This is a genomic window from Rathayibacter sp. AY2B3 (assembly GCF_002931755.1).
Taxonomy (GTDB): Bacteria; Actinomycetota; Actinomycetes; order Actinomycetales; family Microbacteriaceae; genus Rathayibacter.
Map to the genome: position 1 here is coordinate 15,457 of NZ_PSUG01000049.1, position 12,948 is coordinate 28,404.

The window sequence follows — 12,948 nt, forward strand, 5'->3', positions numbered from 1 at the left end:
GCGGCCGTCCGCCCCGAACCGAAAGCACCGCGACCCCTCATGGCCGACACCCCCGACGTCCCCGAGACCACGACCCCCGCCTCCGAGCAGGCCGCCGCCGAGCGGGCCGCGCAGCAGGAGGCCTCCGGGCAGAAGGCCGTCCGCCTCGCCAAGCGCGAGCGCCTGCTCGAGCTCGCGGGCGACGACCTCGGCGCCGGCGCCTACCCCGTCGCGGTCGGAGTCACCGACACCATCGCGGCGGTCCGCGCGCGCCACGAGGGCATCGAGCCGGACGTGAAGACCGGCGAGCGCGTCGGCCTCGCGGGCCGCGTGGTGTTCCAGCGCAACACGGGCAAGCTCTGCTTCGCGACGCTGCAGGCCGGCGACGGTGAGCGGATCCAGGCCATGGTCTCGCTCGGCGACGTGGGCGAGGAGTCCCTGGCGGCGTGGAAGGAGCTCGTCGACCTGGGCGACCATCTCTTCGTCGAGGGGGAGGTCATCTCGAGCAAGCGCGGCGAGCTGAGCGTGTGGGTGTCGGAGTGGACGATCGCCGCGAAGGCGATCCTGCCCCTGCCGAATCTGCACAACGAGCTCGGCGACGAGACCCGGATGCGCCAGCGCTACCTCGACCTGATCGTGCGCCCCCAGGCCCGCGAGACGGTCGTCACCCGCGCCCGGGTGAACGCCTCCCTCCGCGACACCTTCGCGGCGCACGAGTTCCTCGAGGTCGAGACCCCGATGCTGCAGGTGATGCACGGCGGCGCGTCCGCCCGCCCCTTCGCCACGCACTCCAACGCGTTCGACACCGAGCTGTACCTGCGCATCGCGCCCGAGCTGTACCTCAAGCGCGCCGTCGTCGGCGGGATCGACCGGGTGTTCGAGATCAACCGCAACTTCCGCAACGAGGGCGCCGACTCCACCCACTCGCCCGAGTTCGCGATGCTCGAGGCGTACCAGGCGTACGGCGACTACACCTCGATCGCCGACCTCACCCAGGAGCTGATCCAGAACGCGGCGCAGGCCGTCGCGGGCTCGCACGTGGTCACCTGGGCCGACGGCACCGAGTTCGACCTCGGCGGCCGGTGGGACCGCATCTCGATGTACGAGAGCCTGTCGCTCGCGGCCGGCATCGCGATCACGCCGGAGACGGAGCTCGCCGAGCTCGAGACCCTCGCCGCGCGCGAGGGCGTCGAGGTGCACGTCCCCACCCACGGCAAGTACGTCGAGGAGCTGTGGGAGCACTTCGTGAAGGGCGGCCTGACGCGTCCGACCTTCGTGATGGACTTCCCCGTCGACACCTCGCCGCTCGTGCGCGCGCACCGCAGCATCCCGGGCGTCGTCGAGAAGTGGGACCTCTACGTCCGCGGCTTCGAGCTGGCCACCGGCTACTCCGAGCTGGTCGACCCGGTCGTGCAGCGCGAGCGCTTCGTCGAGCAGGCCCGACAGGCCGCCGCGGGCGACGACGAGGCGATGCGCCTGGACGAGGACTTCCTCCGCGCCCTCGAGCACGGCATGCCCCCCACCGGCGGCATGGGCATGGGCATCGACCGCCTCCTGATGGCGATCACCGGCCTCGGGATCCGCGAGACGATCCTGTTCCCGCTCGTCAAGTAGGGTCGCAGGAGCCGCGCGCGCGGCCGGCGAGGGGGAGACATGGTCAGGGCATCGAGCATCGTCGCGGCCGTCGCAGCGGGCGTCCTCACGATCGCGCAGTTCGGAGTGGGGACCGCGGTCGCCGCGAGCGTCGTGACCTCCTCCGGCGACGTCGGCACCGCACTGGCCGACCGGCGGGCCGCCGAGGCGTTCACGCCCGACCCCACGATCGCCGGATTCGCGGAGCGGACCGCCATGTCCGACCGCGGCCGCGCCCTCTACTACGCGTCGAGCCCGTCGGTCGAGCCGACCGCCGGCTTCAACGACCTCTGCGGCTACGGCGCCTCCGACGACATCGTCCTCGGCTGCTACACCGGCACCAGCATCTACATCTCGGACGTCGCCAACCCCGACCTCGACGGGATCCGCGACGTGACGGCGGCGCACGAGATGCTGCACGCCGCATGGGTGCGGCTCGATGCGGAGGAGCAGGCCGAGCTGGGCGACGAGCTCGAGGCCGCCTACGAGACCCTCCCGCAGGACGGCACGATCGCCGAGCGCCTCGAGCTGTACCGCACCGGCGGCCTCGGCGAGCGCGTCAACGAGCTGCACTCGATCCTGGGGACCGAGGTGGCCGACCTTCCGCCGGCGCTCGAGGCGCACTACGCCGAGTTCTTCGACGACCGCTCCGTCGTCGTGGGACTGAACGCCCGCTACGAGGCGGTCTTCACCGATCTCGAGAACCGCATCGAGGACCTGGTCTCCCGGATCGAGACGATGTACGCCGACCTCACGGCGCGGGTCGACGCGAACAACGCCGAGTACGACGCGCTCAACGTCGAGATCGACGACTTCAACTCGCGCGCCGACAGCGGCGACTTCGGATCGACGGCCGAGTTCGAGACGGAGCGCGCCGATCTGCTCGCCCGCAGCCAGGCCGTCGACGCCACCCGGGCCGCCATCGACGCGGACATCGCCGTGTACGACGGCCTGCGCTCGGAGCTGGAGGGCCTCAACTCCGACGCCGCGGCGCTGAACAAGTCGGTCGAGAGCCAGTAGCGCCCGGCGCCCGCGAAAGCCGCTGGGCGCACGGGTCCCCGGGCTCACGGCTCCCGCGCCGGTGCCGCGGGTAGGATCGCCGCATGGACTGGGAGCTGTGGAACCAGGGGCTGTGGGCCCTCGTGCCGACGATCACGGTCGGAGCCATCTTCTGGTTCGTGATGCGCGCCCTCATCCGCTCGGACCGCAACGAGCGCCGGGCGTACGACCGCATCGAGGCCCGCGAGCGCGAGCGCCGCGGCCTGCCTCCCCGCGACGCCTCCTGACCACCGCCGCCGCGCGGGTGCCTCCCGCGCCCGCTGCGCGGCCCCGCACGACGAACGAGGAGGCGCGGTGCCCGCACCCGACTGGGCCGTGATCCTCCCGATCGCGGCCGTCGTCGTCGAGCTCGTGGTCCGCGTGATCGCCGTGATCGTCGTGCCGCGGAACCGTCGTCCGACCACCGGCCTCGCCTGGCTGATGGCGATCTTCCTGATCCCGTACGTCGGCATCCTGCTGTTCCTCTTCATCGGGAGCTACCGGCTGCCGCGCAAGCGCCGCCGGAAGCAGCAGGAGATCAACCGGTTCATCCTGGAGTCGACCGACGGCATCGACCGCGTCGCCCGGGAGCACCCGTGGCCGCAGTGGCTGGAGTCGGTGGTCACCCTCAACCGCAACCTCGGCGCGATGCCGCTGGTCGGCGGGAACGACGCGCGCCTCCAGGGCGACTACGAGCAGACCATCCGCGCCATGGCCGCCGAGATCGACCGCGCCCGCCGGTACGTGCACTGCGAGTTCTACATCCTCGCCGCCGACTCGACCACGGCGCCCTTCTTCGACGCGCTCGACCGCGCGGTGGCCCGCGGGGTCCGGGTGCGGATCCTCCTCGACCACATCGCGTCGATCCGCGTGCCCGGCTACTACAGCGGCACGCACCGCCGGCTGCGCGCCCTCGAGCGGGCGGGCGCGTCGTGGTCGTACATGCTCCCCGTGCGGCCGTGGCGCGGGCAGTACCAGCGCCCCGACCTGCGCAACCACCGCAAGCTGCTGATCGTCGACGGCAACGCGGCCTTCATGGGCTCGCAGAACGTCGTCGACTCCAGCTACAACAAGCGCGGCAACATCCGCCGCGGCCTGCACTGGCACGACCTGATGGTGCGGCTCGAGGGGCCGGTGGTGCAGGGCATCAACGCCATCTTCATCACCGACTGGTACAGCGAGACCGACGAGCTGCTCCTGCGGGAGTCGGAGCCGATGGAGGCGCTGCAGCAGCGCGACACGATCGACTGCCAGGTGGTGCCGAGCGGGCCGGGGTTCGAGGGTGAGAACAACCTGCGCCTGTTCCTGACGCTGCTCTACTCGGCGCAGAAGTCGATCATCATCACCAGCCCGTACTTCGTGCCCGACGAGGCGATGCTCTACGCGATCACCACGGCGACCCGGCGGGGCGTGCACGTGGAGCTCTTCGTCTCCGAGATCGGCGACCAGGCCGTGGTCTACCACGCCCAGCGCTCCTACTACGAGACGCTGCTGACCGCTGGCGTGCGGATCTGGATGTACCGCAAGCCGACGATCCTGCACGCGAAGCACTTCACGATCGACGACGACGTCGCCGTGATCGGCTCGAGCAACATGGACATGCGCTCCTTCACGCTCAACCTCGAGGTCTCGCTGATGGTGCGCGGCTCGGAGTTCGTCGAGGACCTGCGCCAGGTGCAGCAGGACTACCGCGAGCACTCCCGCGAGCTGACCCTCCGCGAGTGGCGGCAGCAGCCCCTCCGCTCGACCCTGCTCGACAACCTCGCGCGGCTCACCTCGGCGCTGCAGTAGGGCTCTCGTACCCGCTGCGGGACGGCGGAGGATGCGGGCACCCGGCTCCTGGCGCAAGGGCCTGTGCGTGCCGCCGTCTCCCGCGTAGCGTCGGAGCGTCCTCAGCACCATCCGGTTCCGCCTGCTCGGCGCCGGGTTCGAGAAGGGAACGGACATGACGGCATCCCGTACGACGCGCATCCTCATCCTCGGCGGAGGCTACGTCGGCCTGTACACCGCCTGGGGCCTCGAGAAGAGACGGGGGGAGGCGCCGATCGACGTCACCGTCGTCGAGCCGAACCCCTACATGACCTACCAGCCGCTGCTGCCCGAGGTCGCCGGCGGGCACGTGCAGCCGCGCCACGTCACGGTGCCGCTGGTCTCCGCGCTCAAGCGCACCCGCGTGATCCGCGGCGCGATCACCGGGGTGAGCCTCGCCGAGCGGAGCGCGACCGTCGCCGCGATGGACGGCTCCACCCGCACGATCGAGTTCGACCAGGTCGTCTTCGCGCTCGGAGCGGTCACCCGCACCTTCCCCACGCCGGGCCTCGCCGAGCACGGCATCGGCTTCAAGACGGTGGAGGAGGCGGCGCATCTGCGCGACCGCGTCATCGAGAACATCGCGAAGGCGGCGCTCACCACCGATCCCGCCGAGCGCCGGCGCCTGCTGACCTTCGTCTTCGTCGGCGGCGGCTACACCGGCGTCGAGGCGCTGAGCGAGCTGCTCGACCTCAGCCGCAAGACCCTCGCCGCGCAGCCCTCGCTCTCGATGGGCGACGTCACCTGGCACCTCGTGGAGGCGCTGGACAGGGTCGCCCCCGAGGTCGGTCCCGAGCTGTCGAAGTGGACGCTCGACCACCTCCGCTCGCGCGGCGTGCACGTGCACCTGAAGACGACGATGCCCTCCTGCGAGGACGGCGTCGTGGAGCTCTCCTCGGGCGAGCGCATCCCGACGGCCACGATCGTGTGGACCGCCGGCGTGAAGCCGAATCCGATCCTCGACGCGACCGACGCCCCCCGCGGGCCGAAGGGCCACGTCATGGCGGATGCGCGCCTGCGGGTCATCCGCGAGGACGGCGAGCCGGTGGGCGGCGCCTGGGCGGCCGGCGACGGCGCGCAGGTGCCGGACCTCACCAGCGAGAAGCAGCCCGCGTACTACCCGCCGAACGCGCAGAACGCCGTCCGGCAGGCGAAGCTCCTGGCGCAGAACATCATCGCCGACCTCACCGGCGGCGTCGTGGAGGAGTACCGCCACGTCTCCGTCGGGACCGTCGCCGAGTACGGCATCGGCAAGGGTGCGGGCCTGATCAAGGGCGTGAAGCTGCGCGGCCTCCCCGCCTGGCTCGCGCACCGCGCCTACCACGGAGCGGCGATGCCGACCCTGGACCGCAAGTGGCGGATCATCACGGGCTGGCTCGTCGACGCCGTCACTCCGCGCGACCTCTCGCCGATGAGCGCGCTGCAGGATCCGCGCCGCGCCTTCCGAGAGACGGCCGAGGCCACCGACCGCGAGGCCGCCGCGAAGGCCGCCGCGAAGAAGGAGTCGGACGCGTCCTGACGCACCGGTGAGAGCGCGGGAGTCGCGGTGGTCGACCGGGACCACGGCGACGCCCGCGCTTCCGGCCGACGGCTCCGTCCCGCTCGCGACGCGGCGGCGCCTGCTCAGGCGCGGCGGCGCGGCTTGAGACGCACGGTCGGCAGCACGGGCGCGGGGAGCGCGCGTCCGCCGTACCCGTCGACGGTGCCGAACGGGCCCGCCGGATCCGCGCCGGCGATCACGTCGGACTGCCAGCGCTCGCGGGCGGCCGCCACGTCGTCGTGGCTGCGGCCGACGAAGTTCCACCACATCACCAGCTCCTCGGCGAACGGCTCGCCGCCGAGCAGCACCACGCGCGCTCCCGCGTCCCCGGCGGTCAGCACCAGGTGGGAGCGGCCGGGCGCCAGGTAGGCGAGGTCCGAGCGCGCGACGTCCGCGCCCTCGACCGCCACAGGGCCGGCGTCGACGAGCACGCCGTACTCCCACGACTCCTCCACCGGCAGCTCGACCCGGGCACCCGGCTCGAGATCGATCTGCGCGGCGACCAGCGGAGTGAAGGTGCTCGCGGGGACCGACGCGCCCAGCATCCCTCCGACGAAGACGCGCACCAGCGCGCCGGGCAGCTCCACGGGCACCCCGCGGTGGTGCTCGAAGAACGGATCGACGAGCCGCGCCTCCTCGGGCAGCGCGACCCAGAGCTGCACCCCGTGCAGGACGGGCGCGCCCCCGGTCGAGACCTCGGAGTGCGAGATGCCGCGTCCGGCCGTCATCAGGTTGAGCTCGCCGGGGCGCACCACGGCGAGGCTGCCGACGCTGTCGCGGTGCTCGATCTCGCCCTCGAAGAGCCAGCTCACGGTCTGCAGGCCGGTGTGCGGGTGCGGCGGGACGTCCATCCCGGCCTCCTCGCCGAGCCGGACGGGACCGTAGTGGTCGGCGAAGCACCACGCGCCGATCGTCGACCGCGAGCGCTGGGGGAGGGTGCGGCGCACCTCGATCGCGCGCGGACCGCCGAGCGGGACGAGCCGCGCCTGCAGGATCTCGACCGCGCCGGGCTCGCGGGGGGCCGGGAACGCGGCGACGGGGAGCTCGTCGGGATGCTCCTCCAGGTTGCTCATGCGGGAAGTGTATGCCTTCGCATGGACCCGCGGACCAGAGCGCCGCCCGCACCCCTCCGGATCGCGTGCACGCCCAGGGCGAACAGGCCTGCTCACCGGGGGGAGCGCTGGTTACAGTCGACGTATCGGAGCCCACCCCTGCGGGTTCTGTAGGGAGTGACAGCATGTTCGAGAGATTCACCGATCGCGCGCGGCGCGTCGTCGTCCTGGCCCAGGAAGAGGCCAAGATGCTCAATCACAACTACATCGGCACGGAGCACATCCTGCTCGGCCTGATCCACGAGGGCGAGGGAGTGGCCGCCAAGGCGCTCGAGTCCCTCGGGATCTCGCTCGACGCTGTGCGCGAGCAGGTGCAGGACATCATCGGCCAGGGGCAGCAGCAGCCGACCGGCCACATCCCCTTCACGCCTCGGGCGAAGAAGGTCCTCGAGCTGTCCCTGCGCGAAGCGCTGCAGCTCGGCCACAACTACATCGGGACCGAGCACATCCTGCTCGGCCTCATCCGCGAGGGCGAGGGCGTCGCCGCTCAGGTGCTGGTCAAGCTCGGTGCCGACCTGAACCGCGTGCGCCAGCAGGTCATCCAGCTGCTCTCCGGCTACCAGGGCAAGGAGCAGGTCGCCGTGGGCGGTGAGCAGCAGCAGCCTCAGGGGGGATCGCAGATCCTCGACCAGTTCGGACGCAACCTCACCCAGGCGGCGCGCGACAACAAGCTCGACCCGGTCATCGGGCGCGAGAAGGAGATCGAGCGGGTCATGCAGATCCTCTCCCGCCGCTCCAAGAACAACCCCGTCCTGATCGGCGAGCCCGGCGTCGGCAAGACCGCCGTCGTCGAGGGCCTCGCCCAGGCGATCGTGCGCGGCGACGTGCCCGAGACGCTGAAGGACAAGCAGCTCTACACGCTCGACCTCGGCTCGCTCATCGCCGGGTCCCGCTACCGCGGCGACTTCGAGGAGCGCCTGAAGAAGGTCACGAAGGAGATCCGCACCCGCGGCGACATCATCACCTTCATCGACGAGATCCACACCCTCGTCGGCGCAGGGGCCGCTGAGGGCGCGATCGACGCCGCCTCGATCCTCAAGCCGCTGCTCGCCCGCGGCGAGCTGCAGACCATCGGCGCGACCACGCTCGACGAGTACCGCAAGCACTTCGAGAAGGACGCCGCGCTCGAGCGCCGCTTCCAGCCGATCCAGGTCGCGGAGCCCTCGCTGCCCCACACGATCAACATCCTCAAGGGTCTGCGCGACCGCTACGAGGCGCACCACAAGGTGTCCATCACCGACGGCGCGATCGTGTCGGCGGCCAACCTGGCCGACCGCTACATCAGCGACCGCTTCCTCCCCGACAAGGCGATCGACCTGATCGACGAGGCCGGCGCGCGCCTGCGCCTCTCGATCCTCTCGGCGCCGCCGGAGCTGCGCGACTTCGACGACCGCATCGCCGTGGTCCGCTCCGCCAAGGAGGCCGCGATCGAGGACCAGGACTTCGAGAAGGCCGCGTCGCTCCGCGACGAGGAGAAGCAGCTGCTCGGTGAGCGCCTGCGCCTCGAGAAGCAGTGGAAGTCGGGCGACGTCAAGGCCACCGGCGTGGTCGACGAGGGCCTGATCGCCGAGGTGCTCGCCCAGGCGACCGGCATCCCGGTCTTCAAGCTCACGGAGGAGGAGTCCTCGCGGCTCGTCTTCATGGAGAAGGCCCTGCACCAGCGCGTCATCGGCCAGGAGGAGGCCATCGCGGCCCTCTCGCGGACGATCCGCCGCACCCGCGCGGGCCTCAAGGACCCCAAGCGCCCCTCGGGCTCGTTCATCTTCGCCGGCCCCACGGGCGTCGGGAAGACCGAGCTCGCCAAGGCGCTCGCCGAGTTCCTCTTCGACGACGAGAACGCGATGATCTCGCTCGACATGTCGGAGTACGGCGAGAAGCACACCGTCTCGCGGCTGTTCGGCGCCCCTCCCGGGTTCGTCGGCTTCGAGGAGGGCGGCCAGCTCACCGAGAAGGTGCGCCGCAAGCCGTTCAGCGTGGTCCTCTTCGACGAGATCGAGAAGGCGCACCCGGACATCTTCAACTCGCTGCTCCAGATCCTGGAGGAGGGTCGCCTGACCGACGGCCAGGGCCGTGTCGTCGACTTCAAGAACACCGTCATCATCATGACCACCAACCTCGGTGCTCGTGACATCGCCGGTGGTCCCGTCGGGTTCCAGATCGAGGGCGACAACGCCACCGGCTACGACCGCATGCGCGGCAAGGTCAACGAGGAGCTCAAGAAGCACTTCAAGCCCGAGTTCCTCAACCGCGTGGACGACGTCATCGTCTTCCCGCAGCTGTCCAAGCCCGAGCTGCTCCAGATCGTCGACCTCTTCATCAAGCGCCTGGGCGACCGTCTGCTCGACCGCGACATGACGGTGGAGCTGACGCAGCCGGCCAAGGAGCGCCTGATCGAGGTCGGGTTCGATCCCGCCCTCGGTGCGCGCCCCCTGCGCCGCGCGATCCAGCGCGAGATCGAGGACCAGCTGTCCGAGCGGATCCTGCACGGCGAGCTCGGCGCCGGAGACCACATCCACGTGGACTTCGCCGACAACGCGTTCGTCTTCACCACGACCCCGCGACTGATCTCGATCAGCGCCGGTGCGTCCACGGGAGCGGCCACGGCCGGCCCGGCGACGCCCGACCTGATGTCGTAGCAGCCTCCCGATCGACCCCGTGCCCGTCCCCTCTCGCGAGGGGGCGGGCACGTCGTCGTTCAGGGGCGGGCGTCCGCTCGCAGGATCCCGCGCCCGGTGCGGCCTAGGCTTGTCGAATGGCCGATTGGAAGTACCCGGTGCGCCGCGCGCGCACGAGCGATGTCCCCTTCATCCAGGAGCTCAGCGAGCCGCTCGTCAACGAGCGCATCCTCCTGGGCAAGGACCGCGTGGTGCTCTACGGCGCCGTGCAGGAGTTCCGCATCGCGGAGGACGGCCACGGCACGGCGATCGGCTGCGGCGCTCTCCATGTGATGTGGGACGACATCGCGGAGGTCCGCACCCTCGCGGTCGCGCAGGACTGGCTCGGGAGGGGCGTGGGCCACCACATCCTGGAGCGCCTCGAGAACGACGCCCGCGAGCTCGGTCTGAAGCGCCTGTTCTGCCTCACCTTCGAGGTCGACTTCTTCACCCGCCACGGCTTCGAGCCGATCGGCGAGAAGGTCGTCGACCCCGAGGTCTACGCCGAGCTGCTGCGCTCTCCCGACGAGGGAGTCGCCGAGTTCCTCGACCTCGCCCGGGTGAAGCCGAACACGCTCGGCAACACCCGCATGCTGAAGACGCTCTGACCGTCGCCACGTCGTAGCCTGTCCCGGTGACTCCGCCGCCCCGCCGCCTGCCCTCCCGGGTCTATCGGCGACGCCGCGCCGGAGTGCTGCTCGCGCTGGTCGTCATCGTCGCGGGTCTGGCGGTCGTGCTGTCGCTGCTCCCGCGGATGACCGCCTCCGACGCCGAGCCGAGCCCCACGCCGACCGTCGTGCTGCCGACGCTCTACCCGACCACCTCGCCCGGCGCGACGCCCGGCGCGGCACCCGCCTGCACGGCCGACTCGGTCGCGGTCACCGCGGTCACGGACGCCACGAGCTACGCGCCCGGCGAGGATCCGCAGCTCTCGCTCTCGCTGGCCAACATCTCCAGCACCGACTGCGTGATCGACGCCGGCACCAGCACGCAGGTCTTCACGATCACCAGCGGTTCCGAGCAGATCTGGACCTCGACCGACTGCCAGACCGGCGCGGCCGACCTCCCGGTGCTCCTCCAGGCCGGCCGCTCGGTGACGGGCAGCGCGCTGACCTGGGACCGGACGCGCTCCTCCGCCGACACCTGCTCCGGCGGACGCGAGGCGGTCGAGGCGGGCGGCGCCGCCTACAACCTGTCGGTGTCGGTCGCCGGCATCCCCTCGGGCTCGCCGACGCAGTTCCTCCTCCAGTAGTCCGCCCGGGGGACGTGCCGGGCGTGCGTCGGCGCGTAGCATCACAGGCATGTGGGGGCTGCTCGGCACGATCCTGTCCGCCTCGACCGGCCGGGCGGGGGTGGTCGCGCGGCGAGCGGCGGCCGTGGCCCTCGCGGTTCCGCTGCTGGTCGGTGGAGCGGCGGCGCAGGCCGTGGCGGCTCCGCAGGCCGTGGCGGGCGTCGTGCGCGCGGATGTGGACGACTTCCGGTTCTCGGAGTACTCGGCCGACTTCCGCCTCGACCGAGACGAGGAGGGCCGCTCGACGCTGACCACCGTCGAGACCTTCGTCGCCGAGTTCCCGCCGTCGCAGAACCGCGGCATGCAGCGCGCGATCCCGCTCGACTACGAGGGGCACCCGACCGACGTCGACCTGGTGTCCGTCACCGACGGCGACGGAGCGGCGCGGCCGGTCGACACCGAGCGCGAGGACGGCTTCCTCCTGGTCACCAGCGCGGCGGACGAGTTCGTCAGCGGCAGCCAGACCTACGTCTTCACCTACTCGCAGCACAACACGACCCTTCCGGGCTCCGGCACCCGCAGCGGCGAGGACGAGTTCTACTGGGACGTCAACGGCACGGGCTGGCGCCAGTCCTTCGACCGCTACGACGTGCGCGTCGAGCTCGCGGGGTCGCTGGGCTCCGCCGCGACGGGGACCGTCAGCTGCTACCGGGGGCCGGGGGGCTCGACGACGCCCTGTCCGATCGGCCGCGACGGCGCGGTCGTCACGGCATCAGGGGAGTCGCTGGCTCCGGGGGAGAACGTGACCGTGGCGATCGGCTTCGCCCCCGGGACCTTCACGCCGCGCGACGACCGCTACCTCGCCTCGGGCTGGTCCTGGGTGCAGCTGGGCGGCCTCGCCGCGGTCCTCATCGGGCTCGGGTTCGCGGTGCGGCGCCGTCGGACGGTGCTCCGCGACGCTCCGGGCCGGCCGACCGTGGTCGCCGAGTACGACCCGCCCGCGGAGGGGCTGTTCCTCTCCGCCGCACTGCTCCGGAAGACGGCGAAGGCGCCCGCCGCCGGGCTCCTGGACGCCGCGGTCCGCGGCCTCGTGCGCATCGAGGAGACGGGGGACGGGCGGAAGCAGGAGTACGCCGTGCGGGTGCTCGACCCCGCGACGACGCCCACGCGACGCGCGGGACGCCCGCGGCCCCTCGCCTCCGACGACCGCGAGTTCCTCGACATCGCCGTGGGCCGGGAGCCTGGTGCGGTGCGCGAGCTCTCGGGCAAGGACAAGGCGTTCGGCAAGGCGGTCGGACAGTTCCGGATCGCGCTGGGCAACCGGGTGACCGAGGCGGGACTGAAGAAGGCCGGGACGATCGGCGGGAGCGTCCTCGTCCTCGTGCCGCTGCTGCTGGGTGTCATGGCCGCCTTCCTGGGCGCGATCCTCCTGATGACCCGTTCCTTCGGCGGCCCGCTCCCGCTCGTGCTGATGCTGGTCGCGATCATTGCGGCCGTCGTCGGGACGATCCTGGTCTCGAGGGTGCCGCTCACGGCGGCGGGCGCGGAGCTGCGCGACCACCTCCGCGGGCTCGAGCTGTACATCCGCCTGGCCGAGGCCGACCGGATCGCGATGCTGCAGTCGCCGCGCGGGGCCGACCGGCGCACGGTCGGACCGGTCGAGGTGGTCGAGGTGACGGAGCGCCTGCTGCCGTGGGCCGTGCTGTTCGGGCTCGAGAAGGAGTGGTCGGCGGAGCTCGCGTCTGCCTACGAGCGCACCGGCGAGGAGCCGGTCTGGTACTACGGGCCGAACGGCTTCCACGCGGCGGCCTTCGCCGGCAGCGTGTCGTCGTTCTCGTCGTCCACGTCGAGCTACGTCGGGTCCTCGTCGAGCTCCTCGAGCGGCGGCGCGGGCGGCGGCGGCAGCTCGGGGGGGGGCGGCCGGCCGCCGCGTCCTCGGCGCCGGAGAGGAGG

The 12,948-nt window shown here is 71.7% G+C and carries 10 protein-coding genes; 9 read left to right on the plus strand and 1 reads right to left on the minus strand.

All coding sequences use genetic code 11. The annotated features are described in order from the left end of the window. Positions 1-39 precede the first annotated feature (39 nt). From lysS to C5C24_RS14695, 5 genes are all read left to right on the plus strand, one after another. Positions 40-1,593: a lysine--tRNA ligase gene (lysS, locus tag C5C24_RS14675; RefSeq protein WP_104305315.1), complete on the plus strand. Its 1,554-nt coding sequence runs from the start codon at positions 40-42 to the stop codon at positions 1,591-1,593. A gap of 39 nt (positions 1,594-1,632) precedes the next feature. Next, the gene (locus C5C24_RS18080) at positions 1,633-2,631 is read left to right on the plus strand and encodes a hypothetical protein (RefSeq protein ID WP_104277262.1); all 999 of its coding nucleotides are present in this window, start codon (positions 1,633-1,635) and stop codon (positions 2,629-2,631) included. An 83-nt stretch (positions 2,632-2,714) separates the two neighbouring features. Then, positions 2,715-2,897, plus strand: coding sequence for a hypothetical protein (locus tag C5C24_RS14685; RefSeq protein ID WP_104224094.1), 183 nt, complete (start codon positions 2,715-2,717; stop codon positions 2,895-2,897). A 67-nt stretch (positions 2,898-2,964) separates the two neighbouring features. Beyond that, on the plus strand, positions 2,965-4,440 hold the full coding sequence (gene cls / locus C5C24_RS14690; protein WP_104224093.1) for a cardiolipin synthase: 1,476 nt from the start codon (positions 2,965-2,967) through the stop codon (positions 4,438-4,440). A gap of 154 nt (positions 4,441-4,594) precedes the next feature. Further along, positions 4,595-5,977, plus strand: coding sequence for an NAD(P)/FAD-dependent oxidoreductase (locus C5C24_RS14695; protein WP_104282290.1), 1,383 nt, complete (start codon positions 4,595-4,597; stop codon positions 5,975-5,977). A gap of 104 nt (positions 5,978-6,081) precedes the next feature. On the opposite strand, the gene C5C24_RS14700 is transcribed toward C5C24_RS14695, so the two are convergent. Continuing rightward, positions 6,082-7,071, minus strand: a complete 990-nt coding sequence (locus tag C5C24_RS14700) for a pirin family protein (RefSeq protein WP_104305316.1) — start codon at positions 7,069-7,071, stop codon at positions 6,082-6,084. A 164-nt stretch (positions 7,072-7,235) separates the two neighbouring features. On the opposite strand from C5C24_RS14700, the gene C5C24_RS14705 reads away from it, so the two are divergent. The 4 genes from C5C24_RS14705 to C5C24_RS14720 all read left to right on the plus strand — a co-directional run. Next, positions 7,236-9,746 (plus strand): ATP-dependent Clp protease ATP-binding subunit, encoded by a 2,511-nt coding sequence (locus C5C24_RS14705; RefSeq protein WP_104277266.1) that lies wholly within the window; start codon positions 7,236-7,238, stop codon positions 9,744-9,746. A 116-nt stretch (positions 9,747-9,862) separates the two neighbouring features. Next, on the plus strand, positions 9,863-10,372 hold the full coding sequence (locus tag C5C24_RS14710) for an amino-acid N-acetyltransferase (protein ID WP_104234293.1): 510 nt from the start codon (positions 9,863-9,865) through the stop codon (positions 10,370-10,372). Positions 10,373-10,398: 26 nt separating this feature from the next. Next, positions 10,399-11,016 (plus strand): hypothetical protein, encoded by a 618-nt coding sequence (locus C5C24_RS14715; RefSeq protein ID WP_104305317.1) that lies wholly within the window; start codon positions 10,399-10,401, stop codon positions 11,014-11,016. A 49-nt stretch (positions 11,017-11,065) separates the two neighbouring features. Then, the coding region (locus C5C24_RS14720) for a DUF2207 domain-containing protein (protein WP_104305318.1) at positions 11,066-12,948 on the plus strand (1,883 nt) is incomplete at its 3' end.